Origin of the sequence: Pantoea sp. 18059 (assembly GCF_902706165.1) — a bacterium.
Lineage (GTDB): Bacteria > Pseudomonadota > Gammaproteobacteria > Enterobacterales > Enterobacteriaceae > Pantoea > Pantoea agglomerans.
Window position 1 is genome coordinate 261,825 of sequence record NZ_CACSJS010000003.1, and the last position, 26,396, is coordinate 288,220.

Sequence of the window (26,396 nt, forward strand, 5' to 3'; positions counted from 1 at the left end):
ATTACGGCCTAATTATTTGCTCAATAATCCATTCGCGAAATATTTCCATCGACTGGGTCATCTTTCTGGCTCTCTGCCAAGTTAACCAGTACCCATCATGACCAGAATAAATATTAAATGGTCTGGCGAGCAAACCTTGCTTTATTTCCGTTTGAAACATGACATCAGGTGCCAGTGCCAGGCCGCCAGTGATTATCACAGCATCAATAATAAGGCGTGAAGAATCGAATACAGGTCCATTAATTCTGAATGGGGAAATACCCGCCGCAGCAAACCAGTTATCCCACTCTTCAAGACGGTAAGAACGTAATAACGTCTCGCCGGATATATCGCCAGGTTTTGTCAGTCTCTTCGCCGTTTCAGGCCGGCATAACAGGGTCAGCGGCGCATCCAGCAATAGCTGGTTATGCGATGACGCCCATTTACCCGAACCATATCTTATAGCAAAATCCACTCCCTCTCCGGCAATGCTTACGACATTGTTGTTCGTCTGAATACTCAGTTCGATAGCGGGATGTCTCTGCTGAAAATCTTCAATTTTTGGTAAAAGCCAGCCCAGCGCAAAGGTGCCCACACAGGATATCGTCAGTGCCTCCCTGACTTTACCTCCTTCAAACTGACGATAAGCCTTCTCAATACGATTAAATTCTTCTGAAATTTTTGAGAATAGCAACCGCGCCTCATCGGTCAACTCCAGGCCCCGGGAAAGCCTTTTGAACAAAATCACCCCTAATTTCTCTTCCAGCAGCCTGACCTGCTGACTGACCGCAGCCTGAGAGACAAAGAGTTCCATGCCTGCCCTGGTAAAGTTGAGGTGGCGGGCAGATGCTTCAAATGCACGCAGCGCATTGAGTGGGATATCACTTTTCAAATCAGCCCCCAGAAAAACTTATGACTGGCATCAATTTATACCGTTTTTTCTTACAAGGAAATTGATTTATTTTGGGGCAAATAATTTAAGGGATGCATTTTTTCTGCGTGACTTAAAAGACCCCATGATTTTACTAATGCCAGAATAAGGTAATGCAAGATGATAAACTTTAAAGGAAGCCTGACCGGCATGTTACTGATGGCCGCAACAGGTTGTTCAGTGTCAGCCCATGCTGCTTTTGACCAGCTAACGCTAAAGAGCCAGTTTGAGACACTGGAAAATAAATCTGGTGGCAGACTCGGCGTTACGGTCGTTGACACATCCGATGGTTCTGAATATTCATGGCGGGGCAATGAAAGATTCCCGCTGTGCAGCACAAGTAAAGTAATGGCAGTAGCAGCGATATTAAAGAAAAATGAAAGTGACCATAGTTTGCTTGATAAGAAAATTCATATAAATAAAAGCGACATGGTTAATTATAATCCCTTCACCCAGAAACATATCGGCTCATCAATGACTGTTGCTGAACTGAGTGCTGCGGCGTTGCAATACAGCGATAATGCCGCGATGAATAAATTACTTGCGTATCTGGGTGGCCCGCAACAGGCTACGCATTTTGCCCGAACAATCGGCGATAAGGCTTTTCGCCTGGACAGAAAGGAACCAGAACTCAATACAGCAATCCCGGATGATGTGCGTGACACTACGACTCCTTCAGCGATGGCTGACACGCTTAATAAGCTTGTTCTCGGCACCGCCCTCAAAGGAGAGCAGCGAGCCAAACTGTCAGAATGGATGAAGGGCAATACAACAGGTGCAAACAGTATTAAAGCAGGCCTGCCGGCTGACTGGATAGTGGCTGATAAAACCGGCAGTGGTGACTATGGCACAACTAATGATATTGCCGTCATCTGGCCGAAGGATCAGGCACCCATCATCCTGACGACCTACTTCACCCAGAAGGACAAAGACGCGGTCGCGCGCAAAGACGTACTGGCCAGTGCGGCAAAACTAGTTGTGGACGCAATCAGTAAATAATTAGCTTCAGCTTCAGATAATCGGCTCAGAGTGGGCCGATTATCTGGCTTTCGCCCCGCTAACCCGCGCACCAGCGAAATACCACTTCAACTCAAAAACTCAGTACCTCGCCCGGCTACTGCTCAGGTGCGGAAAAAAGGCAGGCGACGGCAAGGCTTCCGGGGCAGTTGGCTCAGCGTTCAGCATGCGCAAAAATGACTCAGCCCAGTGATGGCTGTTCTGCATATGCAGTCCCTTCATCAGACGGGCATGCAGAGACCGCCGTTCGTGTAACGGCATCTGCAATGCGCGATGTACCGCACTGGCCATTGCATCAGGATCATAAGGATTGACGATGATGGCACCCTCCATCTGCCCGGCTGCACCGGCAAACTGCGAGAGGATAAGCACCCCGGGATTTTTCGGGTCCTGTAAGGCGATATACATTTTGGCCATCAGGCTCATGCCTGCCATCAACGGCGTCACCAGCGCAACGCGTGAGGCACGATAGATACCAGCCTGCTCTTCCCGGCTGTAACCATGAGTCAGATAGTTCACCGGATACCAGTTCATTGTGCCATGCACGCCATTAAGTTCCCCGCACAACGCCTCCAGAGCGTGACCGAGTTCTGACGCATCATGTGCGTGTCCGGCTGCCGGAGGCGCCAGCTGCAACAGCGTGATATTTTTCTGGTAGCAATCATGTTTTCGCAGCAGCACCTCCAGGGTGCTGATTCGGTAAGGCAGCCCTGAGCTCTCATCAAGATGGCCGCCGCTTAGCACGGTATTTTCGGGCAGGCTTTCGCGGCACTGCATTTCCATGTAAGCACAGCTGTTGCTATCACGCAGAGACTGGACATCGTCAAGGTCAATTCCGACAGGAAACACACCCACCCTGATAATCCGGCCATGAACACGAAAGCTTTGCGCCTCCAGCCGTTCTATACGGAATTCGCTCTCCAGCCAGACCAGGAAGTTATTCATATCCTGCACGGTCTGAAAGCCAATCAGATCACAACATAACAGAGAGTCAGTGAACCAGCGCCATTCGGGTATGGTTTCAAACATTCTGCCAGCCGGGAAAGGTTGATGCAGAAAAATACCCACTAAGTTGGTCAGCCCTTCTTCACGGATATAGGTGGCACTGCCAAGCAGATGATAATCCTGAATCCAGATAACATCGTCGGGTGTGGCATTTTCGCAGATGGCGCGCGCATAGGCTTTATTGATGTTTTTATATTCCTGATAGCCGGTGGCGGAAAAACGGGCCATGTCCGGACGCTGATGAAAAACAGGCCACAGCCCTTTGTGAATATAATTATGGTACCCCTCATTAAGCTCGCCAGGCGTATAGGGGAAGGTCACGGTTTCATACTGGCCCATCTGCTGCACGGCGTAGGGTCTTGGCGCATCCTGAGGCATCACCTTGCTTTCACCATCCCAGCTAATCCAGACGCCTCCCTGACGGGAAAGGATGCCGTCATAAATTGCAGTAAGCGTCGAACGTTGACATTGATTATGCGAAACAAGAATAAGGCCTGACATGCTGTATTCCTTAAGAACCCGCTGCGGAGAGGCACCAGTGCCTGGCAGCGAGCCGCTATTAATAGGAGGTCGGAGAATAAACTGGAGAAAACCACTCATGAATGTGCACCCTGTCCACTTAATGCCTGCAGACGCTTTTTGCAAAATCGGGTTGTGACCGCCATCGTGTAACGTTGTCACGTAAATGCCCGGTGCCGTTAATTAAACCGAACGGCCTGTAAAAAAGGCGTAAAAAGAGTCTGATGAAATGTAAAAACGCTGCAAATCACGCGCCCGATATAGCATTAGCGGGCAGCGATGGCGCAAAAAGTCAGTGAGTTGAAGACAGTGAATATACGCGGGTATAAATAAGGCGGGTTGGCCCGGTTCCGCTCACCCTCAAAGCTGGTTTGATAAATGCGTGGCCGGGCCGTTTTATTTCGGAAACAGAGAACTTAAAAATCTCTTTGTTAATTCAGAGCTGAGCGATCATTGTCTGGAATGATACGCCGTTAAAAAATTTGACCTCCCCGACTTTTTTAAATCCCCTTTTCTCATAAAAAGGGACGGCAAGGAGTGATGACCGTACGCTGATTTCTGAACGCAGTTCGGGAATCGCCCGCTGCCAGAGTGCCCTCGCTACCCCTTTTCGCTGAAATTTCGGATGTACAAAAAGGTATTTAACTAAATTGCCTTCGAAAAGGGTGAGTACGCCTGTCACCTCACCTCTTTCCACGGCAATCAGCCAGAGATAGTCATCTGAAACAATCAACGGCTGAAGCACATCGGGCTTTGTGCTGTCGATAAACCATTGCGGACAGGGCTCTGTCTCTGAAAAATTACATTGCACAGACACAAGCTGTATCAGCTCACTGATGCCTGCCGCATCAGACTCCAACGCCGTTCTGATTTCCATTCTTTTGTCATTCCCCCTGATTAGGTTAAGGCAAGGGCATGGAGGCCTGCCATTCGAAAAGCCATCCACTCCCCTTTTCCGCTGAATCCCGGCCCGAGAACCCGCGTCCTGAAGATTAAAGCAACGTGACTTTGCCCTGGAAAATCACCGGACCGGACGGCCCGCTGAGCCTGGAACCTCCCACCGGCTCCAGACTTACCGCCAGTACCGTCTGATTATCTAAATCGCCAGGCGGTAAGCGGAAAACATTACTGTCGCGATGATTGATCAATCCCAGAGATTGTGGTGGAGCACTGCCCCTGATCAGCCAGAGCTGCAGGTTTTTATTCTCTGGCAGCGTGATGTTCAGCGCCGAAACCTGAAGGAGTGAAGCTGACTTATCCAGATTCACCACAAACTGTGCATCGGGCTGTGCGCCGCTGAGTACCGCAATCGGCTGCAGGGATTGTGGGGCATCAGGCTTGCTTAAATGGGTGAAAATGAGGATACCAGCCATTGCCGCCGCCAGGCCCCAGCCGAGCCAGAAGCCAGGATGCCTGTGGATTGATATCGTGCCAGAGACGCCTGCATTCTGGCCAAGATCCTGCTCAATCTGCTGCCAGACCGCAGAAGACGGGATAACGGCGTGTGTGAGCAGGTCAATGCCGCTGAACGCTTTCTGCCAGTGCAGCACCTCTGCAGCAAAGTGTGAATCGTCATTGAGGCGTTTATCCAGCCGATGACGTGTCACATCGTCGGTAAGGCCAAGCACATATTCCGCCGCAGTGAGATCATGTTGTTCCTGCCCAGTCATAAGCCTATGCACTCCCGAAGATGGGTTAACGCGCGACGGATCCAGCTTTTCACCGTTCCTTCAGGCTGACTCATTGAGAGCGCAATCTCACTCTGTGAGAGGCCACGATAATAGGCGAGCGAAATGCTTTGTCGCTGCTCAGAGGGTAAGTGCGCCATGCAGTGCTGAAGGCGACGCGCCTCCGCATGACTCGCATCGGCAGGAAGTGGCGTCTGGAAACCCGCTTCCGCTTCGCTGATCTCATCCACGGAACAGCTTCTGTTTTCATGTTTACGGAGGAAATCAATCGCCCGATTTCTGGCGATGTGACTGAGCCAGATATGCGGCTCACTGCGCTTATCGTCGTAATAGTTAGCCGACTGCCAGATTTGAATAAACGTATCGTGCAGGATCTCTTCTGCCCAGTCCCGGCGTCTCACCATCCGCAGGATGATCCCATAGAGTCGGGGCGACAGAACGCGGTAAAGCTGCTCAAGAGCAGCTTTATCACCGACGGCTATCTGATTCATTAAACCGGCCTGAATATGGGGCACATTTTTTGTCATCGGCTTCCCTGTGAAAGATGTAGCCACGCGATAAGTGGCTACACACAGTATAGGTAACGCTTTACGGCATCAGCACGGTATCAATAACGTCAATCACACCGTTACTCTGATTCACATCATACGTGGTGATACTGGCAATATTGCCCTGAGCATCTTTAAGCTGAATATTGTGCGGGCCATTTGCCATCACCCACAGTGATTCGCCATTCACCGTTTTCAGCTCGGCTTTGCCTCCTCCCGCTTTGATTTTTTTCTCCAGCGCTTTCATGTCCAGTTTTCCTGCAACCACGTGATAGGTCAGGACACTGGTGAGTTTTTGTTTATTCTCTGGCTTAAGCAGGGAGTCGACGGTGCCCTTAGGCAATTTATCAAAGGCGGCATTGGTGGGCGCGAAAACGGTAAACGGCCCCTTCCCTTCAAGTGTCTGGACCAGACCGGCGGCTTTAACAGCCGCGACCAGCGTGGTGTGGTCTTTCGAGTTAACAGCATTCTCAACAATATTTTTCGATGGGTACATAGCAGCACCGCCGACCATCACCGTGTCGCTGTCCATGCTCGCCGCGTAAGTGGCGCCACTGAAGACTAATGCAGAAAAAATCAGAGTTGGCAGGAATGGTTTCATTTTCACTTCCCTCATTGAGTTAACGGACAGGGCGAGAGCGCCCTTATCTGTTAATACGAATGAGCAGCGAAAACGGATGCAAAAAAAATTTAAATTTTTTTAATCTGAGGGGGTTCAGGCTGAGGCGATATGCAATAAGCCCACCAGAGGTGGGCTTATCATAACGAGTCCATACTGCGTCAACGTCTGCTTTTCACGCACAGCAGACAGCCATCATTACTGGCAAGAAATAGCTCCCGGTCATACATTTCAGTAATGTAAAAACCTATGACCCGGACAGCTCAGATGCTCTCCACCCACGTCTTTCGCCGTGAGCTACACGCATGAACTTAAATGCGAAAAGCATTCACTGCTTCACGTAAAGCGTGTGCCTGAGCTGAAAGCGACTGTGATGCGGAAGAGGATTCCTCAACCAGCGCGGCGTTATTCTGCGTGACGCCATCCATCTCGTTCACTGCGATGCTGACCTGTGAAATGCCCTGCATCTGTTCAGCTGAGGCGAGTGAGATGTTATCCATCGCGACGGCAAGTTTTCCAACCATCGCATTGATATCAAGAATGCTCTTGCCGGTGCCGGTTGCCACGACAACACCACTTTCGACCTGCGCCACAGCCTCTTCAATCAGATGTTTAATATCTCTGGCTGCCGTTGCACTGCGCTGTGCCAGCGTCCTGACTTCACCCGCAACGACGGCGAAACCTCGACCCTGTTCGCCCGCTCGTGCTGCTTCGACTGCCGCGTTAAGCGCCAGAATGTTGGTCTGAAATGCAATTCCTTCGATAACGGAGGTAATATCCCGGACTTTCACCGCGCTTTTTGAAATATCATTCATCGTCTCTGACATGCGCTGCATATCGTGTTCACCCGAACGCGCCAGCGCAGCGGTTTCACGGGCTGAATCCGCGGTCTGCTGTGCGCCCGCTGCATTACTTTTTACCGTGACCGTAAGCTGCTCAATACTGGCGGCGGTTTCCTGCAAAGCGGCGGCCTGCTGCTCTGTACGGGAAGAGAGTTCAGTATTGCCCTGGGAAATTTCATCAGCTGCCATGGCGACCGAAGCGGAAGAATCTTTAATCTGCGAGACCAGGTCACGCAGATTGCTCTGCATGCTATCCAGAGAAGCCATCATGCTGACGGTATCCCCCTGACGAAGGGTGACCTTTGTCGTCAGATCGCCCGCCGCAATCGCAGCGGCCAGGCCCTGCGCATGCGAAGGTTCGCCACCCAGCTGAGTCTTGATCCAGCGGGTGATCAGCCCACTCATCACAAATCCCATCACAACAAACAGGGTGGTCAGGCCAGCCAGCGTCATATAAACACCGGAGAGCGCCTGCGTGGACGTTTCCGCCGTTTTACTCGTTACCCGCGCCTGATAATCAACCATCCCATCTACCGCACTGCGGTAGTGCGAAAGCGCAGGGATCAGTTCACCACGGAGTTTTTCCGGGAACGGAGTGGCGTTCTGCATAAACAGGTTTTGCTCTGCCTGATGAAGCGGACCCGCTGCCACTTCGATTTTATTTAATTGCGTGGAAGCCTCTTCTACTTCAGCAAGATTGATCCCCGGAATGCTTTTGGCACCGTTGATCAGTTCGCGAAAATGCGCGGTGGTATTATCACTGTTGGTCTGCAACGCAGAGAACTGGGTTTTTATAGTGGCCTCTGCCTGAGGCTGAGTGTCTGAAGCCACGGACAGTAAAAGGACAGTTTGCTGAGTTAAATTATCTTTTAGCGTCTGCAGGGCCTGGAGATCGCCCAGCCGCGCGCGCGTCAATTCCTGCTGATCGCTGGCCGTATTGAGTTTAAACCCGGCAAATCCTGTCACAAAAACGCCCGTTAAGATGACTGTGAGGAATGCCGCAGTGAGCATGACGCTTAATTTTATTTTTTTGTTCCGATACATAGGAGACCCCGATGTTTGAATTAATAGGTTATCACCGACGTTCCGCTTCTATGGCTCGCTGGTACTGGATCTGTTATCGGCAGCGGGGAAAGAAATTACAGTAATGAAAGGGGTAAGAAGCGATGATTCCGTAGAACCATTTCTTACAAGCATCAGACTCTTTAACCCGGTCTGAGCGCTGTTGATTACTCACATAGTTATTCTCAACTTCGGTTCTTCCCGTGACGGGTTCGCTTCTGATTTTTCCGGGGCAGAGACAGGTAATATATTCGTCATCCGCTCATCTTCTCTCCAGGGTCCTCTGCAATCCTCACATCCTCTCCGGCTTCTTATCTACACTCATCAGTTATCCTTAGCCATTAATGTGGATACGATAAATGCGTAAAAAAACTGCTCACATCTTTTATTCCTGTTTTTCAATAGCAGATCACCACCAGATAAAGAAAAACTAAAGTTAATCTTCGACCTGCCGATAAAACCCTGAGCTTTTTAATTCTCATTTCAATTCTAAAAATTCATTAGCCGTACAGATTATTTTATCAAGGAACAGATGTGAATTTACCCTTTCTCAGGAAAGCTGCTTGCATAGCAGTGGCTGTTTCACTTACGTCAAGTTGCTCAACAATGCACGATTTTGCCCGTGACTATGGCACCGCGGCTGGCTGTATTGGTGGTGCGGCCTTAGGCGGTGGCATTACTTATCTTGTCACTCACGACGCTAAAAAAGCATTAGTTGGAGGATTAGCTGGCGGCATGGCGGGCTGCGTGGTCGGCAATGTATGGCAAAACCGTGAACAAGCGCTGGCGAAAGTCGCGCAGGAAGAGCAGATACGGATTTCAACGCAGGCGCTTAACGCACAGGAAAAAAGTCAGGCGGCGCAGGTGGGCATTGTCGCTCAGGTTGAAGACAGTACGATGTTCAGCACGGGCAGCGCGGAATTGACCGATAGCGGCTTCCGCCAGGTGCAAAAGATTGCAGCGGCGATGAACAGCGGCCAGCAGAATGATGCGGGTGTACTGCTGGTTGTCGGTCACACCGATGCCACAGGCAGCGCGGAATACAATCAACAGCTGTCAGAAGCACGAGCGCATAATGTAGGGCTGGTCCTGAAGCAGAGCGGCATTAAAGCCAGCCAGCTCTACTTTCAGGGTGTCGGTTCTGCCCGTCCGCTTGCAGACAATGACTCCGTTGGTGGCCGTGCCCAGAATCGTCGCGTAGAGATCGTTGCTTTAGCAAACGAAGCGTTACTGCGTCAGCGTCTGGCGCAGGAAAATAATAATCCGCTCTATTTACGCCACAGTTCCGCTGCTGACAGCAGTCTGGCTAAAGCATCATCATCACGAACTGACGCGAGTAAAAAAGCATCTTCTGGTCGCCTGAAAAGTCGCCCAGCGCCGTCAATAACGGAATCTGCCAGCGCGCATCCCCGAAAACCCACTAAACCGCTGTCATCAGTGGAGAGTAATGCATCAAACTTTATCGATTTTGGTGGCAAACCCGCGTCACTCAATACACTGGGCCTCGCCAGCAATCTTAAACCTGTGTCACAAGGCTTTAGCCTGATTAATCAGGCGCAGGCCAGCAGTGTCACAGGCAGTTGTATGAGTGATCTGCCACGCGTTAGTGGGATGGCGAAAAACCTGGCCAGCGGAAAACCGATTGAAAGTCATGACACAAGTGATTATCTGCCTGGTATGAATGGCCGGGCGTGGGCGGGCCTTGTTAATGGCAATCTGGTCACGCTGACGCCGGTTTATGTTCTGAAGAATGGCGCTGAAATCACCCGCAACCCACAGGTGATCATTACCCCCAACTATGCGCAAGGCAATCGCACGTCCGTTAAAGCAATGGCGGGGATTGCCAATAGCTGGGAGGGCGAAGAGAGCATTCTTTACCGGATATACATTGAGAACGCGGCCGATGAGCCTCTCTCCTGCGTGGATCTGCTGTTGCCTAAAAGTGGATCTAAAGCGCAACAAGGCCAACTGTTTTACACCCATCACCGTCAGCCATGGCTGGCCGAATATGCTCCTCAGCGTGGATAACGGATAATATCAATGGAAATTTTCAATAGTTTGATGCAGGCCATCGCGACCTATCGCTACATCTTCTGGCCACTGTTTGGTTTGCTGGCGCTGACGCTTGCAGTCATAAAATGGTGGGATGAAGTGCGTTATTTCTTCCTCAACTTTTTCTGTTCATTACCGCTGATAGGACATGTCGCGCGTCTTTCTCACAGCCATGAAGCCCGCCGTAAAAGCACAGGGGGATTAATATGGCATCCGGCCGAAGAAGCACTGTGTGGGAAATATTATCAACATCACAGTACCTCAAACCGGGATGCCGATTTTTATAAGCGCTGTGTAAATTATCTGAACAAGGTGGATGAACGCGGGCGCAAGCCGACCAGTGTGGTGCTATGGCTTTGCAGCATTGCCTTAGTAATTCTGGAAGCATTCATTTTCGCGTTAGTCCTCTCCCCGTTTATTGCCAACAATATTTCGGCGAACCAGGCTGAACTCTCTGCAATCGTGGTCTCAGTACTAATTGGTGTAATCCTGGTTCCTGCAACGCATTTAATGGGGACCCAGCTGCATAAAAATACGCTGCTAAGTAAAATTCGTTACTGGCATAAAGAGGCCAGACTCGAAGGTAATGCACAGGCGTTGGTGAAAAATACGGAGGTTTCGCTGGAGAATAGCCGCATTGATGATGATGCCCCCAGCTATCTGCAGATGTTGAATCGCGTGCAGCACGGGATTGGGGCTAAACCCCAGTATGTGCAGACGGTGGTGACACTATTACTGATTATGACCTTCGCGGTGGGAGCCTATTTTATTCGTGCTGCGACCATCAATGCCGCTGAGACGGAAGCGGTAAATGGAACACCATTCAGCCAGAGCGCATCTGTTAATGCGTCGTCGCCCTTCGATCTGCCGCAACAGGCGGTAGAAGATAATCAGCAGGCGGATAAGAAGGCAGCCAGCGAAGTCCGTGAAAATCGTGTATTCGCTTCGAAACTGACCTTTATTATTCTGTCGGTGATTTTTATTGGCGTGCAGATTATTGGTATTCTGATTGGTTATTCCCGGTCGCTGGTGGGAATTGAATCGCGACTGGCAGCAAAGTATATCGGTAATTTCAGCAGCTCAGACGAGTTTGCGGCCTGGTACGCTATGCAGCGTGAGCGCGTTGAACGAGATGCACAAGATAAACTCGCCAGCCTGCAGAACCGCATGGCGATGCAGCGTGCCAGCAGCGCCAGTAACGCTCAGAATGATGTACGCACATTTGATGATTACGTGCGGGGTAAGCAGCGTGATAAGGCGTTAGCGGATGATGAACATCAACAGTTTTCCGCCAGCAGGGCCACTGCGACCGACAATGCTCAGCCTCAGCCAGAAACTGTTATGGTTCATGATTTCGTCGCGACAGCGCCAGCAATGGCCGCACTGAAATCTGCGAACGCGCCGACGCTGGCCTCACACCATTCTGACGATAAAGCGCGGGTCGCGGCCCTGGGCGATCTGACGCTGCTGGATGACGAGGAGTTACGCCTGGTCGCGGACGATCTTGAACTGCCGCTCTCTGCTCTGCTGAGCAGGCGCAAGGTGCAGTCGCTTCTCAATAAAGCACGGGGCTGAGCAGTGAAAATCAAGAAATGGTGTTTGTTGCTATTAGTCGGGGCGACCGCTCTTGCTCAGGGTGCCAGCCGTAATGATATTCCCGCCTGTTATGACTTCGCGAAGTTAAGTCACTATCGTCCGGCAGATAGCGGACGCGAACTGGTGATTATTATTGATCAAACGGTAAAAGTACCGCGGGAAATCAAAAATGCCAGCTGGCAACAGATCCTCCGTTTTACCCAGCCGGGCGATCGGGTGGTGCTCTATCAGTTCTCTGCGCTGCTTCAGAATAATTTTATGCAGCGGCTATTCGATGGGCAGCTCGATCCCTTGCTGACAGATAAAAAGATCCGCGACAGCCTGGGTATGGAGAGCCTGAAGAGCCTTGATCAGTGTCTCGGTCAGCAAAAAGTCTATTTTGGCAAAACCATTGGTGGCCTGATGGCAAAGAGTTTTGCTGAGCAAGGGGACAACATCGCGAAGAGTGAAATTCTGGACAGCCTGAAACGCATCAGTGACGATCTGGCACAGGATAAAGCAGCATCGCGTACGATTTTTCTCATCTCCGACATGCTGGAAAACAGCGCCTTCGACAGTTTCTATCGCAATAATACGATGCGGCTGATCTCCCCTGATAAGGTTTTGCAACTGGTAAAGCAGCAAAACCTGTTGACTGATTTCAGGGGAGCAAAAGTCTTTGTCGCTGGCGCGGGACTCATCGATACGGAGGCAAAGAATAACTATCGATCGGGCAAAATGCTTCAGCAACTGGAAGCGTTCTGGCGGGGTTATTTTTCCGCCTCGAATGCTGAAGTTATAAGCTTCGGTGCACCAGCGCTTAACGTTAATTTGAATTAAAACAACAGGGGCGGCCTCCTGCCCCTACTCATTTTTCTTGCTGCTCTGTCTGCCATGTTATGGCGCACATGTCAGCTGCGCCTGAACGCTTACACCTGCTTCGCTCTCTCATCCTTCTAACCCGCCTGAAAATTATATTCATATAAATCAATCACCTGTTCAACAACCAACGCTCGCCGTTTCTTCTTGTGATGAATTTGTGATCTCCCTCGCCATCCATATTCATTATGTGTTGTTATATTGGTTATGAGTCATCTCGTTATTACATCATTTGGCGGATTTTCCATCCCCCGGGCCGTTGAGGGGGATGCGGCTTTCTGCTGGCGTTATTTCGACGAGCTGCTCTTAACCCTACAACCCTGAAAATTAAAAAAGGTAACGATATGGAAAGCCAGGATCTGCAACGCAAGCTCGGCTTCTGGGCCGTGCTGGCAATTTCCATCGGCACCACCGTCGGTTCCGGTATCTTCGTTTCGGTTGGTGAAGTAGCAAAAGCGGCAGGTACGCCGTGGCTTACTGTGCTGGCATTTGTCATTGGCGGGCTTATCGTCATTCCGCAGATGTGTGTCTATGCAGAACTCTCCACAGCCTATCCTGAAAACGGTGCCGATTATATTTACCTGAAAAACGCCGGCAGCCGTCCGCTGGCCTTTCTTTCCGGCTGGGCCAGCTTTTGGGCGAATGATGCCCCTTCACTCTCAATCATGGCGCTCGCCATTGTCAGTAATCTGGGCTTTCTGATACCCCTCGATCCGCTGAGCGGCAAGCTGGTAGCGACCGGGCTGATACTGGCTTTTATGCTGCTGCATCTGCGTTCGGTAGAAGGCGGGGCCACCTTTCAGACACTGATCACCATCGCCAAAATCATTCCTTTTGTCATCGTGATCGGAATCGGCATCTTCTGGCTAAAAGGTGACAACTTTGTCGTAGTGGAGAGTGCGGCGACTACCAGTGCTGCAGCAGGCTTTATGGCGCTGCTGGCGGGGATTTCAGCCACAAGCTGGTCCTATACCGGCATGGCGTCGATCTGTTATATGACAGGCGAAATCAAAAATCCGGGCAAAACGATGCCGCGCGCATTGATTGGCTCCTGTCTGCTGGTTCTGGTGCTCTACTCGCTGTTAGCACTGGTGATTTCAGGTCTGATGCCGTTCGACAGGCTGGCTGCATCCGAAACGCCCCTCTCCGATGCCCTCACCTATATTCCGGCGCTCGGCAGCGTAGCGGGTATTTTTGTTGCCGTGACGGCCATTATTGTCATCCTCGGATCGCTCTCCAGCTGTGTGATGTACCAACCCCGGCTGGAATATGCGATGGCCAAAGACAAGCTCTTTTTCAAAAGCTTTGCTCACGTTCATCCCCGATACAACACGCCGGATGTCTCAATCATTTTGCAGTGTGCGCTCGGCATTTTCTTTATCTTCGTCTCCGATCTGACCAGCCTGCTCGGCTACTTCACGCTGGTGATGTGTTTTAAGAACACCCTCACCTTCAGTTCCATCATCTGGTGTCGCAAACGCGAAGATTACAAACCGCTGTGGCGCACGCCCGCCTTCGGTCTGATGACCTTCGCCGCTATCGCCTCCAGCCTGATTCTTGTGGCGTCCACGTTCGTATGGGCGCCTGTTCCTGGACTTATTTGTGCCCTGATTGTCATCGCTACCGGTCTGCCCGCTTACGCCTTCTGGGAAAAGCGCAATCGCCGTCTGGCTCACGTTTCTTAACCCTGTCTGGAGAGTTGTTTCATGTTGAATATTGATAAACGCAGTGTGGATTTTCTGGTCACTGAAAACATGGTGCCGGAAGTTGAAAAAATTCTGGAACGGGATGTACCGCGCGTTAACGCCATCGTTGATGAGATGGTGCAACGCGGTATCGATCGCATCTACTTCGTCGCCTGCGGGTCACCGCTCAATGCGGCCCAGACGGCAAAACACCTTGCCGATCGCTTCTCGAGCCTGCAGGTTTATGCGCTTTCCGGCTGGGAATTTTGTGACAACACACCGCATCGTCTTGATGCACGTTGCGCGGTCATTGGCGTTTCTGATTACGGTAAAACGGAGGAGGTGATTAAAGCGCTGGAGCTGGGTGCGGCCTGCGGCGCGCTGACGGCTGCCTTCACCAAACATCACGACAGCCCGATTACCCAGGCCGCTGACCATGTACTGGCCTATGAAGCGGACTGCATCTGGGAGATTCACCTGCTGCTCTGCTACAGCGTAGTGATCGGGATGATTACCCGTCTCTCACCGCATACCGAGATCGGCAAAATCAAAAACGATCTGCGCAAGTTGCCGCAAGCGCTGGGGCATCTGGTGCGCACATGGGAAGATAAAGGCCGTCAGCTGGGCGAACAGGCGAGTCAGTGGCCAATGATCTATACCGTATCGGCCGGTCCGCTGCGTCCGCTGGGCTACAAAGAGGGCATTGTTACCTTAATGGAATTTACCTGGACACACGGTTCCGTGATTGAGAGTGGCGAGTTTCGTCACGGGCCACTGGAGGTCGTCGAGCCTGGCGTGCCTTTCCTGTTTTTGCTTGGCAGCGATGAAAGTCGCCATACCACCGAACGGGCTATCCGCTTCGTGCGTGAGCGTACCGACAACGTGATTGTTATTGATTACGCGGAAATTTCTCAGGGACTGCATCCGTGGCTGGCACCTTTCCTGATGTTCGTCCCAATGGAGTGGCTCTGCTATTACCTCTCTATTTATAAAGATCACAACCCAGACGATCGCCGTTACTACGGCGGATTAGTTGAGTATTAATCCTTTTGCCTGGTCTGAAGAAGACCAGGCGTTTCTACCAGGAGACGCGAAATGAAAAAGGACGATGCAGCAGCAGGTGAAGCAACGCAACCTGACGGAATGATGCGGCTGGCGACGGTGGGCGATAACTGCGTAGATATCTATCCTCATCTCAGCAAAGCCTTTTCCGGCGGCAATGCCGTGAATGTCGCAGTCTACAGCAGGCGTTATGCCATGCAGTCTGCTTGCGTGAGTTGGGTGGGTGATGATGCGTATGGTGCAATACTGAAGCGTGACCTGCTGCAACAAGGGGTGGATATTTCTCATCTGCACACGAAAGCTGGCATGACCGCGCAAACCCAGGTTGAGCTGCGCAACAACGATCGCATTTTGGGCGATTACACCGAAGGTGTTATGGCGGATTTTACGTTGAGTCATGAAGACATAGCATGGCTCAACGGCTTTGATATGATCCATTCCGCGGTCTGGGGACACGCTGAGGCGGCGCTGCCGGTGCTAAAAGCGTCGGGAAAGATCGTCTCGTTCGACTTTGCCGACAAATGGGAAAACCCACTGTGGCAGAGCTTACCGCCGCATCTTGATTACCTGTTTGCGTCGGCGCATGTCGAATCGGCCTGGCTGCGTGACCGGCTGCAAACCGTGGTGGAGTGCGGCGCGGGCGTCGCGATTGCCACGCTGGGCGAAAATGGCAGCCTGGCCTGGGATGGAAAACAGTTCTGGCGTATGCCGCCTGAACCAGTGGATGTGGTAGATACGATGGGGGCGGGCGACTCTTACATTGCAGGCTTTCTCTGCGCAGTTGCTGCCGGTGAGACAATCGCACAGGCCATGAAGCAGGGATCGCACTGTGCCGCCCGGACATTGAGTTATCATGGCGCCTGGTAAAACCTGGGTTGGCGTGACACTCCGCGCGCCAGCCCCTATGACTCCGCTATAAAGCCTCCTATAATCACTTTCACTATTTTCAACTGTCAGGGTCGACTCATGCCAGCGACGGCGCGATATTCACATCAACTGCTCTATGCCACAGTACGTCAGCGCCTGCTGGATGATATTGCACAGGGCATTTACCTGCCGGGCCAACAGATCCCGACCGAAAGCGACTTATGCACGTTATATAACGTCAGCCGCATTACGATTCGCAAGGCGATAACGGAACTGGTTAAAGATGGCGTGTTGATCCGCTGGCAGGGAAAAGGAACTTTTGTGCAGAGCAACAAGGTTGAAAATGCGCTGCTAACGGTGAGTGGTTTTACTGATTTTGGTGTTTCGCAGGGAAAGCCGACGCGTGAAGAAGTGATTGAACAGGAGCGAGTCAGTAGTGATCCCTTCTGCGAAAGGCTTAATATTGCTGGCAACGGCGAAATGTTTCGCCTGCTGCGGGTGATGTATCTTGATAACGAGCCGCTGTTCATCGACTGTTCGTGGATCCCTCTCTCACGTTATCCCGGCTTTGATCAGGTTTATCACGCAGGTGCTTCAACTTATAAACTTTTCCAGCAAAAATATGACAGTCGCGTTGTCAGCGACAAAAAAACCATCGATATTTTTACCGCCACAAAAGCGGAAGCGCTCAGGTTGCAGTGCGAGCTGGGCGAACCGCTGTTTCGCATCAGTAAGATCGCTTACGATCAGAACGATAAACCGGTGCACTATTCAGAGCTCTTCTGCCGGGCAAACCGCGTCACTCTGACAATTGATAATCATCGTCACTGAAAATCACTGGCAGAGAAATAACGGCGCCGTGGCACGCTTTTCACTCATCAGCAGCGGCTACCTGACACCCATTTCCGGTCTTTTTATGCTGCCGTGGCAAGGCGATTTTTTCCTTTGATGTACCATTAACACATTGCGCGTTTTAAAGAATTGCTCGCGACTCTCAGGAACCTTCCATCCGCCAGCTCGCGCTTATTCCCTGGCAAGTGAACTTCCCCATGCCTGATCCTGCATCCAAAATGGCTGCACATGAAGCAAGACGTTTAACAATTTTCCCATAGCCCAGAAAGCCGATGTCCTGATTATGAACAGCAGAGCCTGGTTCTCTTTGCCATCGTCCCTGAGCCATTGCATTCTCCGACGAGACTAAGTTTCTTCGGGATGCCATGATCAACAGCCAGGTTAACTCAGCAGACGCAACCCGGGAGCCAATCCCTTCCACAATAGCGACGCCTGCACGTGTAAGCAGCATCACTCTGTAACAACGATGCTCAACGCTACAGCGCGCTCAAAGCGAACTTTATAGCGCATCATCTACAGCTCGCACTGATTGACCTGAAACGATAGGTACTGAGCAGGACAGGATATATCCTCCTCACCCCCGTTTTTGATTCCATTCATCCTGACTCAGGGTAAACAGCATGCTTGCGGGCGCATTTTCCACATCATAAATATCCCGGGTATGCCGGAGGCCGGCGTTAATCAGAACCTTTTGTGAAGCCAGATGATTCGCTCTTACGAGTGCAGAAATCTCAACCAGTTTTACTTCTTCGAATCCATAACTAACCGCATAGTTCGCAAATTCCGTCGCCAGTCCTTTCCCCCAGGATTCCGGAGAGAAACGATATCCCAGATTATTGATCGTGATATCGGCAAAGCTTCTGATGCTCAATCCCCCAAAACCGATGATTCTTTCTGGATTATCCTGAAGCGAGATAGCCCAACTGCCGAAGCCATTCAATTCCCAGTGACGGATAGAGCGCGATAGCACTTCCCGTGAATGATGGATATCCGGATGTGGGCCAGCGGGATTAAACTTATTCGTCGCAGGGTCGCCGTAGATCCTGTAAAGATCATCGGCATCTGATGGGGTGACTGGCCGAAGAAACAACCGCATAGTGTCTTGCTGCAAAATAAACGCTCTCAGATTAAGAAACGAGTGATCCTGTTTTTATAACGGGAAACGGTGCGGGAAACTATGTAAATCTCTCACCTCATCGGTCTGTTCAGTCAGGCTTGATCTCTTTAATAAGCGCTTCACCCTGATTGTGGATGTTGCCGACTTTGGCTGTAACAGGATGCCAGCTAAAGTCCTTTTCCGGCAATGCGGCTTCATGTGCAATTTCCTGAGCACGTTCTGACGTGGTTTCGGCACTGAGCCATTCGCGTACAGCATCCGCACTTAAAACCAGGGGGCGTCGGTCATGGATATCAACCATGCCTTCATTGCTCGCTGCCGTTACGATAACAAAACCCTCATGCCCATGATCCTTACCATAAGGAGCTTTGCCGATAGCGGCGAAGAACAGCGGTTCTTTCTCTTTGTGGCAGATAAAGTAAGGCTGTTTTTTGTCGCCCTCTCGCTTCCATTCATACCAGCCATTGGCAGGAACAATGGCGCGACCATGCTCCCACAGCGGTTTGAACATGCGTCCCGTCGCAGCGGTTTCACCACGCGCATTGATAAGCGGTTGTTTGTCCCACCACTCCGGACCGTAACCCCAGTAAACCGGATCAAAGTGCAGTTCATTATCCCGCTCATTGAGCAAGAGCACTTTGGTGCCTGGAGCTACGTTAAAGCGGCCTATCGGCTCCGGATCATAAATAATTTCATCGGGCTTCATCCCCAGGGATGCAAAGTAATCGTCTCTGCTGCTGTACTGCGCAAACCGTCCACACATGGGGACCTCCTCTCATAAGGATAGCGCAGCGTTGAACGAGTTACATAAATCTAAAAAAATTGTTCTTCTGGCTGAAGATATCGTGATTTTTGACGAGAACATAATTAATGAATATGAATAAACTGGAGCAGTAATGAAGGGAATTATTTTAAGTCTGGCTATGGCATCACTGATGGCTGCCTCGTTTACAGCTGATGCGCGCGGCCATCGTGGTGGGGGTGGGCATAGAAGCTACAGCCATAGTTTTAGTTCAGCTTACTCATCACAAACAACGACACCCAGAATCAAGAAGAGATATTCCAGCAGCAAGCGAACGGCCAGATATGCTACTGCGGGCGTGGCGGGTTATGGCGCATACCAGGCCCATAACTACACGTCATCCTACGTGCGTGAGAAGGGCCGTCAGGCCGCAAGAAAACCCTCAACGAACAGCTATGACAACCAGTATCCAAATCAGCCCCAGGCTCAGCCAGTTAGCCAGAATATGGCACCGACATGTTCACCCTTATCTATGGTAAGCCAGCCGGGCTATACAAACCTGCCTGTATGCCTGGGCAGTGTTAATTGATTTCAAGCCTTGTAGCGATGAAACGACGATGAATTGATATTTTTCAGGAAGGCACATTTTACAGAATGCCACTTACCGCACCCCGGAGAGGTCATATTTTAGTGACTTCGTAGGGACACGAACCTTTAATAATATGAGATATAACTCATGACCATAGTTTTTATACCTGCCCTCATCCCATTACTGATGAGAATTGAGAATGAGAAAGGAAGCCCGCTTACTGAGCAGGAAGTCAGCAGCATCCGTGATAACGCTACAACTATCGAAGTGCCGCGCGACGTTGCTCTCGCCATGGCTGAATGTCGCGGTTACTTCGATATCAACCCTGAAAATTGCTGGGCTGAATGGAGTTTGTACCGGAGTAAGAGTTTGCTGTCTGCTGCTGACAACGGATAACTGCATCGCGGTACACAGTTTTAGCAGCCGGTATCTGACGGCATAGCTTCAGAGCAGCACGGTGCCTTATGGGATTGTGAGTTTAGACATTTAAGTGCAACGCTTAACACTTTCCTTAGCTATGTAATCTTATTGCGGAGCAAAATGTATCGGGATTTCATCCTTCATAAAGGCGGGTCTCATTGGAAAAGTGTGGGCATCTGCAGCTTGTTTGATTGCTTCAATTGCAGCAGCGCACAGAGCTGGATCTCCGCCCTGAACGTTGATGCTTACCGGAGGCTCGCCTTCCGGCTGCCTGATCCTTACATCACATGTTTTACCGCGATAATTATCTGCATCGAAAAACCGATATTGTATTGCTGTAACAGCCTGGCAGAGCCAAAGCTGAGTTTCACGCTCTTGAGTTTGCTGTGATGTCTGAGATTCACACTGACTTTTAATCTCTGACGCGTCGGGAGTCTTAATTCCCTTTTGTCGGATGTGATTTGTGCTCATATGGCATCCTGAAACTGCCAATGCGGCAGTCAAAGCAATTATTCTTTTCATGATTACATCCCTGATATTTTCCCGGATTTTATAGCATCAATGCTAGAGACTTAATATCCATAGCCACCAAAAAAACCCAGTATTTCATCTGCTCAGTCATCAGCTACGTTTTCAGGAAAAAGACAGTGTTTCGGCGCTTTTTCGGCGGGGCTGCCCTACTGTTACTGGCATTACGCACCTTCCTGTTACCTATAAATTTTTCTGTTCCGATCGAAATGCGTGGCCGTTGGTCATCATTCTGTACCCTGCTTCAGACGCGCAACAATCTCCCCCCCTCTTTTCAAATCACGCCGATAACGTTAAGCTATACGAAACATATACGTTTCATATAAGGCTTGCATGGGTATCGTAAAAATCTCCGACCTGATGCATGAGAATCTGCGCATCGCCAGTCAGGCGATGAGCCGCTCAATTAATGCACAGGCAGAACACTGGCTAAAACTCGGTATGCTGGCTGAACTCTATCCGCAGCAGACCCAACATCAACTGGCGCAGATGCTAATCCGGCTTGAACTGGAAGGCAGCGCTGATATACGCAATATGCTCCCTAAAGAGAGCCTCACCACACAAGGAGACGTGTCATGAACAGCGTTAAAATTCATACCGCAGCGGAAATCGAAATGGCACGGGCAGCCGGACAGGCTGCGGCTCAGGTGCTGGCGATGATTACACCTCACGTCCGTCCCGGCATCACCACGGAAGAGCTGGATGATATCTGTCACGATTTTATTGTGAATGAGCTTAAAGTGACGCCAGCAAACATCGGTTACCACGGTTATACCCGCACCACCTGCACGTCGGTCAATCATGTGGTCTGCCACGGCATCCCGGCCAGCAAAAAACTCAAGGATGGCGATATCGTTAATATCGATGTAGCGATCATTAAAGATGGCTGGTATGGCGATACCAGCCGGATGTACTTTGTCGGCACACCGTCAGTCCGTGCAAAACGGCTGGTCGATATCACCTATCAGTCGATGGTCGCCGGTATCAAAACCGTCCGTCCTGGCGCGACGCTGGGCGATGTGGGCGCGGCTATCCAGCGTGTCGCTGAATCGGCTGGCTTCTCGGTGGTGCGTGAATATTGCGGTCACGGTGTCGGCGAAATTTACCATACCGATCCACAGGTGCTGCACTACGGCACGCCGGGTGAAGGGATGCCACTGAAAGCAGGCATGATTTTCACTATCGAACCGATGATTAATGCTGGTAAAGCCGGAACCAGCGTACTGTCAGATGGCTGGACGGTGGTCACCAAAGATCGCTCGCTCTCGGCACAATGGGAACATACTGTCGCTGTCACCGATGAGGGTTTTGATTTGCTCACGCCCTGGCCTGAAGGCACCGGCGACTACCCGGCGATTTAATCTCTCAGCCTGAGACAGGGTCTCAGGCTGCATTGTTAACTGCCCCTGACTTCACTCAGCGTTTCCAGCGTGCCGGAATGCCACAACTGCACATCGTTACGTCCGGCGCGCTTGACCTGATACAGCGCCTCATCGGCGCATCTCAGCCATTCATGAATTGTCGCCGCATCGCATGCCGGTGCAATCCCGATACTCACCGAGCACTGAAAGGTAGATGAAGCCGGCAGCCGCAGCAGGGCAATCCCCTGTCTGATCTGCTCTGCCAGCAACATGATGCTGGTTTCATCCGCATCCCGCACAATCACACACAGCTCATCGCCGCCAAAGCGGGCAGGTATATCTTTCAGGCCGACGCTGTCACGCAGCAGTGCCGAAATTTCTGCCAGCAGGAAGTCGCCGGCTTCATGCCCGAAGGTGTCGTTAACCTGTTTGAAGTGATCGACATCCAGCAGCATCAGCCAGGCTTTACCCTCACCTCGCTGTGTACGTAAAAACTCGCTTTCAAGCCGCCGCTCAAAGAGACGTCGGTTAGGTATTTTCAGACCAGGATCCATCAGCGCAATGCGTTCCAGCTCCTGATTCTTCTTTCGCAGACTCAGGGTCAGATTGTGTGAAACCACGCTGAGCGCCAGCAGATAGCCGCTGGCGAGCGGCAGAGTCAGCCAGACGGTGCGGGTAGAGAAGGTCAGCTGCAAAGGCGCCTTTTCGGCTAACCAGGCCAGTAAAAAGGTCAACAGAAAGGCCTGCAGAGCAGACTTCAGCTGAACCCAACCGCCCGCCGAGTAACGATCAGAGATCAGTACCGCCATGATAATAATCGAGGGAAGCGGACTCAGCGCCATGGTTGCCACCCAGAAGCCGCCGAATGCGGCATCCAGCGTCAGATTCTTACGTTCAAAACCCGTGGGATCGCGCGATCGCAATGCCAGTCTGAAAGCGGCATAGGGCCAAACAAACGCATTAGTAAATAGCAGTGCGCAGAGTTCCAGGCTTTTTCCCAGCTCCATCAATACTGACAGAATGGGCAGGAAACAGAGAAAGGTGCCGAGCTGGCGCATCATGAACATGCGGCGCACAAATCGCGTTGATCGGCGCTTCAGCTGAATATCGTCAGGAGTGTAGTAATTCATATGCAGACTGAAGCAGCAACAGGTTATGGCAGTTTATCGGCAATTAATGAATTAAGGTAAACTATTTACAGAATATTCTTATTGCGGGCCGCGAAAGGCATCTCGTCAGCCTGTGACTTGTGTGCCGGGGACGATGGCAGTCAGGGGACATTAGCAGTAATGTGAGAAGATACCGCGCGCCATGAATACGCGCGGAAGCTTTTTATCGGCGGCCTTTAACCACTGAGGCAGACCAGTTGAAATCGCTGACTTCACTGGCGGTCATTGAAGAAGGTTTTTTCTTACGCAGCGGTTTTTTCTTCTCCTTCTCAGCCTGCGCCCTCTCCTTCTCCAGTTTGCTGGTCATGATGATCTGACGAGCTTCACTATTGAATTCTTTCTCTTTTTTGCTATCAGGCTCTTTACCGGTTCGTTGACGGTACTTCTCGGCCAGGCCCTTATAGGTTTGCTCGACGGCCAGTCGTTCATCAGCGTTGAACTGATCAATGGAAATCATCTTTTTATCGTTCATAGCGGCGTGTCCTGTGGCGAGTTATTCCGGCAAGTGTACCGCATTTGCGGTCCGTTAACGCAGGGAATGGCATTAATCCGGTGAGCTGCTGATTCCGTCAGCACATGCAGCCCGGTAATTTCTCTGAAACCTGCGCTTAGCCCTGTAAAAAATAGGGTTATCTCTTAATATAAAACTAATGTTCATCAGGTTTACTGGCAGTGACCACGTACTGCCGAGGAGCTGAAGGAATGATAAAAGAGACCGATCGCCTGTCACAGGCACTATTACGGCGGCATGGGATTGGCGTTAAACAGAAACGTATACACTTCCGTGGCAGGGATTTGCTGTTTCAGCTGCACAACGCCCGCTATGAGGTGTTCAACGGCGATCGCTGTATTGCAACCGTCGATACCAACAATATCAATGAAGCCATTAAGCAGTTTAAAGCGCTGGACCATCCAGGGGAGAAATAGCCATGCCAGACTATCGTCTGTTTCAGAAAGAGCAAACAGTCAGAGCCGTGAACACTGAGCGGCAGGATCAGCAGGACGCGTTAATGGCTGATGGCTATAAGATGGTGTGGGACGTGGTGCATGCCGATAACGCCGATGCCGCGCTGCTGCGCTATCAGCAATTGCGTCACGAAGAGGATAATGCTGAGCAGAGTTTCGCAACCGATTCAGTTTCAGGTAGCCTGATGAACCTGATATCCCGCTGAGTCAGTGCGGGGCTGAAGGTATAAAGCCAAAGTTACTGTTAATTCATGCTGTGCTGATTAGAATAAAGAAAATTTCCCGAATACAGGTTTCTGATGAAAATCACCATTCACAAAGAAGATGAGCTGTTTATGCACAACTTCTTTGCTGCGCCATGCCACACCGTTGAAACAGACTCACCACAGGCACAACAGATTCAGCAATCGCTTCAGCTGGCCATCCAGCAAAAAGGTGCAGAGGCCGATGGCGACTGGAAACGTAGCCTGACTTTTCTGATTCTGTTTCTCTTTTTATATGCTGCGCTGGGTGCCTCGCTGACGCTTGATCTCAGCACCACTGGCACGCCTCATAAGAGTATTGAATATGCGCTGGAAGCGATTCCGGTGCTGATCGCTTTCTCCGGCTTCTTCATCTCTATTCTCTATCTGTTTCTGACCCGCGCCAGCGCGCGTAAACAGCGTAACTGGGAAAGGACTATCCTGGTGCTGGAGAAATACTCCATCGGAAATCTGTTTAAAGCGACGCATACCCAGGGCGGTGGTACCAGCAACTACTCCGTGCCCAACCTTTCTATTTCGCTCGCGCTGTTTATCTGCCTGACCTGGTTGGTGATTTATAACTATCTGACGTTTACCACCAGCGGGGTGTTTGGCAGTGTCATCTCCCTGTTTATCAGCACCATGGTTTATGTGATTCTGGATATTCAGCTGCTTAAGCCTTTTACCCATGCTGTGGAGAAAGCAGAAGCGGAAAAGAGTGACGCGGATAAAGAGCTGGATTAACTGCGCCTGGTAAGCGGCAAAAGAGATACCCGGTCAATGAGCCGGGTATTTTTTTGTTTAATCAGAACGATCTTGCTGCAAGACCCCTGCTGCACGGAGTTCAATGAGAACGGTCGATACTAAAGTATATAAGTATGTTGTAACTATATGCAGGGCTTTATCTTTCGGGTTCAGCCCGTGTAAAAGTCTGACGGCCCGCTTTTACAGCGGGCCGTATTCATCACCAGTGGGTTTTCTGCATATCGATGACAAAACGATATTTCACATCGCTGGTCAGCATACGTTCAAAGGCAGTTTCGACCTCTTCACCGGTGATCATCTCAACATCAGCCGTGATGTTGTGCTGACCACAGAAGTCAAGCATCTGCTGCGTTTCCTGAATGCTGCCAATCGATGTGCCACTGATGCTCAGGCGGCGAAACACCATCGGTGTCACATTCGGTGATGGATGGGGTTGATCGGGAATGCCCACCAGCACCAGCTGACCATTGGTTTTCAGCGCACCGAGATAAGGATCAAGGTCGTGTGGTGCAGCGACACAGTCCAGAATGATATCCAGTGACGCCTGGCAGTCAGCCATTTGTGCGGCGTCTCGTGAGATCACCACGTTCTTAGCGCCGAGCCGGCGTGCATCTTCCCCTTTCGCCGGAGAAGTCGTAAACAGGGTGACTTCTGCGCCCAGTGCGCTGGCCAGTTTAACCGCCATATGACCCAGTCCCCCGAGCCCGACCACACCCACACGATCGCCTGCTTTGACTTTAAAATGCTGCAACGGTGACCAGACGGTCACGCCAGCGCACAGCAGCGGTGCCACCGCATTCAGCGCCAGATTGTCGGGCACCGTGACCACAAAATGCTGGTCGGCGATGACATGCTGCGCATAGCCACCAAATGTCGTATTGCCGGTGTATTTATCCGTACCGTTGTAGGTCGGCGTGAAACCCGCCTCACAATATTGCTCTTCCTGCTGCTGACAGAAATGGCATTCACCGCACGAGTCGACCATCACGCCAACGCCAACCGTATCCCCGGCGGCAAATTTAGTGACGTTGCCGCCCACTGCCACTACGCGTCCGACAATTTCGTGACCGGGAACCAGCGGATAGCGGCTGACTCCCCATTCATTACGGGCCATATGCAGATCGGAGTGACAGACACCGCAGTAAAGAATTTCGATTTTCACATCGTCAGCCTGCAGCTCGCGTAACTCTACCTGGCCTGCCCGCAGCGGCTGTTCTGCCTGGGACGCTATCAGCGCGTTAATTTTCATCTGTTGCCTCTTCTCACCTGGTGGTCGTAAAGAAAGCGGCCCACTATAGACACACGGAACCCCATT

The 26,396-nt window shown here is 51.1% G+C and carries 29 protein-coding genes; 15 read left to right on the forward strand and 14 right to left on the reverse strand.

Annotation, left to right across the window (positions count from 1 at the left end; genetic code table 11):
* Position 1 precedes the first annotated feature (1 nt).
* Positions 2-871 carry a LysR substrate-binding domain-containing protein gene (locus tag GVJ63_RS10670; RefSeq protein ID WP_159226835.1) on the reverse strand — a complete coding sequence of 290 codons (870 nt, stop codon included), beginning with the start codon at positions 869-871 and terminating at the stop codon, positions 2-4.
* 198 nt (positions 872-1,069) lie between these two features.
* Here GVJ63_RS10670 and bla point away from each other — a divergent pair, with 198 nt between their 5' ends.
* On the forward strand, positions 1,070-1,909 hold the full coding sequence (gene bla / locus GVJ63_RS10675; RefSeq protein WP_370516267.1) for a class A beta-lactamase: 840 nt from the start codon (positions 1,070-1,072) through the stop codon (positions 1,907-1,909).
* A 99-nt stretch (positions 1,910-2,008) separates the two neighbouring features.
* On the opposite strand, the gene GVJ63_RS10680 is transcribed toward bla, so the two are convergent.
* The 6 genes from GVJ63_RS10680 to GVJ63_RS10705 form a co-directional block, all read right to left on the reverse strand.
* The gene (locus GVJ63_RS10680; protein ID WP_159226836.1) at positions 2,009-3,433 is read right to left on the reverse strand and encodes a trehalose-6-phosphate synthase; all 1,425 of its coding nucleotides are present in this window, start codon (positions 3,431-3,433) and stop codon (positions 2,009-2,011) included.
* 454 nt (positions 3,434-3,887) lie between these two features.
* A complete protein-coding gene (locus tag GVJ63_RS10685; protein WP_022624394.1) occupies positions 3,888-4,328 on the reverse strand; it encodes a GNAT family N-acetyltransferase in 441 nt (146 codons plus the stop codon).
* Positions 4,329-4,443: 115 nt separating this feature from the next.
* Positions 4,444-5,121 carry an anti-sigma factor domain-containing protein gene (locus GVJ63_RS10690; RefSeq protein WP_159226837.1) on the reverse strand — a complete coding sequence of 226 codons (678 nt, stop codon included), beginning with the start codon at positions 5,119-5,121 and terminating at the stop codon, positions 4,444-4,446.
* Positions 5,118-5,666, reverse strand: coding sequence for a sigma-70 family RNA polymerase sigma factor (locus tag GVJ63_RS10695; RefSeq protein ID WP_033768880.1), 549 nt, complete (start codon positions 5,664-5,666; stop codon positions 5,118-5,120). Before GVJ63_RS10695 ends, GVJ63_RS10690 begins: the two co-directional genes overlap by 4 nt.
* Before the next feature lie 61 nt (positions 5,667-5,727).
* A complete protein-coding gene (locus GVJ63_RS10700) occupies positions 5,728-6,288 on the reverse strand; it encodes a fasciclin domain-containing protein (RefSeq protein WP_060679269.1) in 561 nt (186 codons plus the stop codon).
* A gap of 329 nt (positions 6,289-6,617) precedes the next feature.
* Entirely contained in the window at positions 6,618-8,192 is a 1,575-nt protein-coding gene (locus tag GVJ63_RS10705) for a methyl-accepting chemotaxis protein (RefSeq protein ID WP_033773466.1), read from the reverse strand.
* 624 nt (positions 8,193-8,816) lie between these two features.
* On the opposite strand from GVJ63_RS10705, the gene GVJ63_RS10710 reads away from it, so the two are divergent.
* The 7 genes from GVJ63_RS10710 to GVJ63_RS10740 all read left to right on the forward strand — a co-directional run bounded on the left by GVJ63_RS10710 (position 8,817) and on the right by GVJ63_RS10740 (position 17,161).
* Positions 8,817-10,238, forward strand: a complete 1,422-nt coding sequence (locus GVJ63_RS10710) for an OmpA family protein (protein ID WP_194698820.1) — start codon at positions 8,817-8,819, stop codon at positions 10,236-10,238.
* 12 nt (positions 10,239-10,250) lie between these two features.
* Entirely contained in the window at positions 10,251-11,837 is a 1,587-nt protein-coding gene (locus tag GVJ63_RS10715; protein WP_159226839.1) for a hypothetical protein, read from the forward strand.
* Positions 11,838-11,840: 3 nt separating this feature from the next.
* A complete protein-coding gene (locus GVJ63_RS10720; protein WP_159226840.1) occupies positions 11,841-12,677 on the forward strand; it encodes a hypothetical protein in 837 nt (278 codons plus the stop codon).
* A gap of 383 nt (positions 12,678-13,060) precedes the next feature.
* Complete coding sequence (gene frlA, locus GVJ63_RS10725; RefSeq protein ID WP_022624401.1) at positions 13,061-14,401, forward strand: fructoselysine/psicoselysine transporter FrlA; 1,341 nt, start codon at positions 13,061-13,063, stop codon at positions 14,399-14,401.
* Between the two features lie 21 nt (positions 14,402-14,422).
* A complete protein-coding gene (gene frlB, locus GVJ63_RS10730) occupies positions 14,423-15,445 on the forward strand; it encodes a fructoselysine 6-phosphate deglycase (protein WP_069026807.1) in 1,023 nt (340 codons plus the stop codon).
* A 99-nt stretch (positions 15,446-15,544) separates the two neighbouring features.
* Positions 15,545-16,330: a fructoselysine 6-kinase gene (gene frlD, locus GVJ63_RS10735; protein ID WP_159226932.1), complete on the forward strand. Its 786-nt coding sequence runs from the start codon at positions 15,545-15,547 to the stop codon at positions 16,328-16,330.
* A gap of 99 nt (positions 16,331-16,429) precedes the next feature.
* A complete protein-coding gene (locus tag GVJ63_RS10740; protein WP_022624404.1) occupies positions 16,430-17,161 on the forward strand; it encodes a GntR family transcriptional regulator in 732 nt (243 codons plus the stop codon).
* Positions 17,162-17,324: 163 nt separating this feature from the next.
* Here the strand turns inward: GVJ63_RS10740 and GVJ63_RS22550 are convergent, their stop codons facing one another.
* The 3 genes from GVJ63_RS22550 to GVJ63_RS10755 all read right to left on the reverse strand — a co-directional run bounded on the left by GVJ63_RS22550 (position 17,325) and on the right by GVJ63_RS10755 (position 19,062).
* On the reverse strand, positions 17,325-17,633 hold the full coding sequence (locus tag GVJ63_RS22550; RefSeq protein WP_223565969.1) for an NAD(P)-dependent oxidoreductase: 309 nt from the start codon (positions 17,631-17,633) through the stop codon (positions 17,325-17,327).
* Positions 17,634-17,756: 123 nt separating this feature from the next.
* On the reverse strand, positions 17,757-18,278 hold the full coding sequence (locus GVJ63_RS10750; RefSeq protein ID WP_370516264.1) for a GNAT family N-acetyltransferase: 522 nt from the start codon (positions 18,276-18,278) through the stop codon (positions 17,757-17,759).
* Between the two features lie 109 nt (positions 18,279-18,387).
* Entirely contained in the window at positions 18,388-19,062 is a 675-nt protein-coding gene (locus tag GVJ63_RS10755; protein ID WP_159226842.1) for an SOS response-associated peptidase family protein, read from the reverse strand.
* Between the two features lie 133 nt (positions 19,063-19,195).
* On the opposite strand from GVJ63_RS10755, the gene GVJ63_RS10760 reads away from it, so the two are divergent.
* Both GVJ63_RS10760 and GVJ63_RS10765 read left to right on the forward strand, forming a co-directional pair.
* A complete protein-coding gene (locus tag GVJ63_RS10760) occupies positions 19,196-19,630 on the forward strand; it encodes a hypothetical protein (protein ID WP_122459766.1) in 435 nt (144 codons plus the stop codon).
* A 147-nt stretch (positions 19,631-19,777) separates the two neighbouring features.
* Complete coding sequence (locus tag GVJ63_RS10765; RefSeq protein WP_033787110.1) at positions 19,778-20,026, forward strand: hypothetical protein; 249 nt, start codon at positions 19,778-19,780, stop codon at positions 20,024-20,026.
* Positions 20,027-20,155: 129 nt separating this feature from the next.
* Here the strand turns inward: GVJ63_RS10765 and GVJ63_RS10770 are convergent, their stop codons facing one another.
* On the reverse strand, positions 20,156-20,572 hold the full coding sequence (locus tag GVJ63_RS10770; protein ID WP_235038346.1) for a cell envelope integrity TolA C-terminal domain-containing protein: 417 nt from the start codon (positions 20,570-20,572) through the stop codon (positions 20,156-20,158).
* Positions 20,573-20,911: 339 nt separating this feature from the next.
* Between GVJ63_RS10770 and GVJ63_RS10775 the strand changes: the two genes are divergently transcribed.
* A complete protein-coding gene (locus GVJ63_RS10775; protein ID WP_010247005.1) occupies positions 20,912-21,157 on the forward strand; it encodes a ParD-like family protein in 246 nt (81 codons plus the stop codon).
* The gene (gene map / locus GVJ63_RS10780) at positions 21,154-21,939 is read left to right on the forward strand and encodes a type I methionyl aminopeptidase (protein WP_045140062.1); all 786 of its coding nucleotides are present in this window, start codon (positions 21,154-21,156) and stop codon (positions 21,937-21,939) included. The genes GVJ63_RS10775 and map overlap by 4 nt, the downstream gene beginning before the upstream one ends.
* Positions 21,940-21,974: 35 nt before the next feature.
* Here map and GVJ63_RS10785 read toward each other — a convergent pair whose 3' ends face one another.
* Entirely contained in the window at positions 21,975-23,069 is a 1,095-nt protein-coding gene (locus GVJ63_RS10785) for a sensor domain-containing diguanylate cyclase (RefSeq protein WP_033773481.1), read from the reverse strand.
* Between the two features lie 202 nt (positions 23,070-23,271).
* The gene (locus tag GVJ63_RS10790; RefSeq protein ID WP_010247001.1) at positions 23,272-23,580 is read right to left on the reverse strand and encodes a hypothetical protein; all 309 of its coding nucleotides are present in this window, start codon (positions 23,578-23,580) and stop codon (positions 23,272-23,274) included.
* A gap of 230 nt (positions 23,581-23,810) precedes the next feature.
* Here GVJ63_RS10790 and GVJ63_RS10795 point away from each other — a divergent pair, with 230 nt between their 5' ends.
* The 3 genes from GVJ63_RS10795 to GVJ63_RS10805 all read left to right on the forward strand — a co-directional run bounded on the left by GVJ63_RS10795 (position 23,811) and on the right by GVJ63_RS10805 (position 25,060).
* Positions 23,811-24,035 (forward strand): hypothetical protein, encoded by a 225-nt coding sequence (locus GVJ63_RS10795; protein ID WP_010246998.1) that lies wholly within the window; start codon positions 23,811-23,813, stop codon positions 24,033-24,035.
* A gap of 2 nt (positions 24,036-24,037) precedes the next feature.
* Positions 24,038-24,280 carry a hypothetical protein gene (locus tag GVJ63_RS10800; RefSeq protein ID WP_022624412.1) on the forward strand — a complete coding sequence of 81 codons (243 nt, stop codon included), beginning with the start codon at positions 24,038-24,040 and terminating at the stop codon, positions 24,278-24,280.
* Positions 24,281-24,373: 93 nt separating this feature from the next.
* On the forward strand, positions 24,374-25,060 hold the full coding sequence (locus tag GVJ63_RS10805) for a hypothetical protein (protein WP_159226843.1): 687 nt from the start codon (positions 24,374-24,376) through the stop codon (positions 25,058-25,060).
* Positions 25,061-25,280: 220 nt separating this feature from the next.
* On the opposite strand, the gene GVJ63_RS10810 is transcribed toward GVJ63_RS10805, so the two are convergent.
* On the reverse strand, positions 25,281-26,330 hold the full coding sequence (locus GVJ63_RS10810; protein WP_124890635.1) for an NAD(P)-dependent alcohol dehydrogenase: 1,050 nt from the start codon (positions 26,328-26,330) through the stop codon (positions 25,281-25,283).
* Between the last annotated feature and the right edge of the window lie 66 nt (positions 26,331-26,396).

Bases quoted from the DNA above. Each gene is read 5' to 3' on its own strand.
- GVJ63_RS10715 (WP_159226839.1), top strand. From the start codon at position 10,251: ATGGAAATTTTCAATAGTTTGATGCAGGCCATCGCGACCTATCGCTAC.
- GVJ63_RS10770 (WP_235038346.1), bottom strand. From the start codon at position 20,572: ATGAAAAGAATAATTGCTTTGACTGCCGCATTGGCAGTTTCAGGATGC.
- GVJ63_RS10790 (WP_010247001.1), bottom strand. From the start codon at position 23,580: ATGAACGATAAAAAGATGATTTCCATTGATCAGTTCAACGCTGATGAA.
- frlA (WP_022624401.1), top strand. From the start codon at position 13,061: ATGGAAAGCCAGGATCTGCAACGCAAGCTCGGCTTCTGGGCCGTGCTG.
- GVJ63_RS10760 (WP_122459766.1), top strand. From the start codon at position 19,196: ATGAAGGGAATTATTTTAAGTCTGGCTATGGCATCACTGATGGCTGCC.
- frlD (WP_159226932.1), top strand. From the start codon at position 15,545: ATGATGCGGCTGGCGACGGTGGGCGATAACTGCGTAGATATCTATCCT.
- GVJ63_RS10705 (WP_033773466.1), bottom strand. From the start codon at position 8,192: ATGTATCGGAACAAAAAAATAAAATTAAGCGTCATGCTCACTGCGGCA.
- GVJ63_RS10695 (WP_033768880.1), bottom strand. From the start codon at position 5,666: ATGACAAAAAATGTGCCCCATATTCAGGCCGGTTTAATGAATCAGATA.
- GVJ63_RS10805 (WP_159226843.1), top strand. From the start codon at position 24,374: ATGAAAATCACCATTCACAAAGAAGATGAGCTGTTTATGCACAACTTC.
- GVJ63_RS10690 (WP_159226837.1), bottom strand. From the start codon at position 5,121: ATGACTGGGCAGGAACAACATGATCTCACTGCGGCGGAATATGTGCTT.
- GVJ63_RS10775 (WP_010247005.1), top strand. From the start codon at position 20,912: ATGGGTATCGTAAAAATCTCCGACCTGATGCATGAGAATCTGCGCATC.
- GVJ63_RS10800 (WP_022624412.1), top strand. From the start codon at position 24,038: ATGCCAGACTATCGTCTGTTTCAGAAAGAGCAAACAGTCAGAGCCGTG.
- GVJ63_RS10685 (WP_022624394.1), bottom strand. From the start codon at position 4,328: ATGGAAATCAGAACGGCGTTGGAGTCTGATGCGGCAGGCATCAGTGAG.
- GVJ63_RS10755 (WP_159226842.1), bottom strand. From the start codon at position 19,062: ATGTGTGGACGGTTTGCGCAGTACAGCAGCAGAGACGATTACTTTGCA.
- GVJ63_RS10680 (WP_159226836.1), bottom strand. From the start codon at position 3,433: ATGTCAGGCCTTATTCTTGTTTCGCATAATCAATGTCAACGTTCGACG.
- GVJ63_RS10795 (WP_010246998.1), top strand. From the start codon at position 23,811: ATGATAAAAGAGACCGATCGCCTGTCACAGGCACTATTACGGCGGCAT.
- GVJ63_RS10700 (WP_060679269.1), bottom strand. From the start codon at position 6,288: ATGAAACCATTCCTGCCAACTCTGATTTTTTCTGCATTAGTCTTCAGT.
- GVJ63_RS22550 (WP_223565969.1), bottom strand. From the start codon at position 17,633: ATGCTGCTTACACGTGCAGGCGTCGCTATTGTGGAAGGGATTGGCTCC.
- map (WP_045140062.1), top strand. From the start codon at position 21,154: ATGAACAGCGTTAAAATTCATACCGCAGCGGAAATCGAAATGGCACGG.
- GVJ63_RS10750 (WP_370516264.1), bottom strand. From the start codon at position 18,278: ATGCGGTTGTTTCTTCGGCCAGTCACCCCATCAGATGCCGATGATCTT.
- GVJ63_RS10765 (WP_033787110.1), top strand. From the start codon at position 19,778: ATGACCATAGTTTTTATACCTGCCCTCATCCCATTACTGATGAGAATT.
- GVJ63_RS10710 (WP_194698820.1), top strand. From the start codon at position 8,817: ATGCACGATTTTGCCCGTGACTATGGCACCGCGGCTGGCTGTATTGGT.
- frlB (WP_069026807.1), top strand. From the start codon at position 14,423: ATGTTGAATATTGATAAACGCAGTGTGGATTTTCTGGTCACTGAAAAC.
- GVJ63_RS10810 (WP_124890635.1), bottom strand. From the start codon at position 26,330: ATGAAAATTAACGCGCTGATAGCGTCCCAGGCAGAACAGCCGCTGCGG.
- bla (WP_370516267.1), top strand. From the start codon at position 1,070: ATGGCCGCAACAGGTTGTTCAGTGTCAGCCCATGCTGCTTTTGACCAG.
- GVJ63_RS10740 (WP_022624404.1), top strand. From the start codon at position 16,430: ATGCCAGCGACGGCGCGATATTCACATCAACTGCTCTATGCCACAGTA.
- GVJ63_RS10785 (WP_033773481.1), bottom strand. From the start codon at position 23,069: ATGAATTACTACACTCCTGACGATATTCAGCTGAAGCGCCGATCAACG.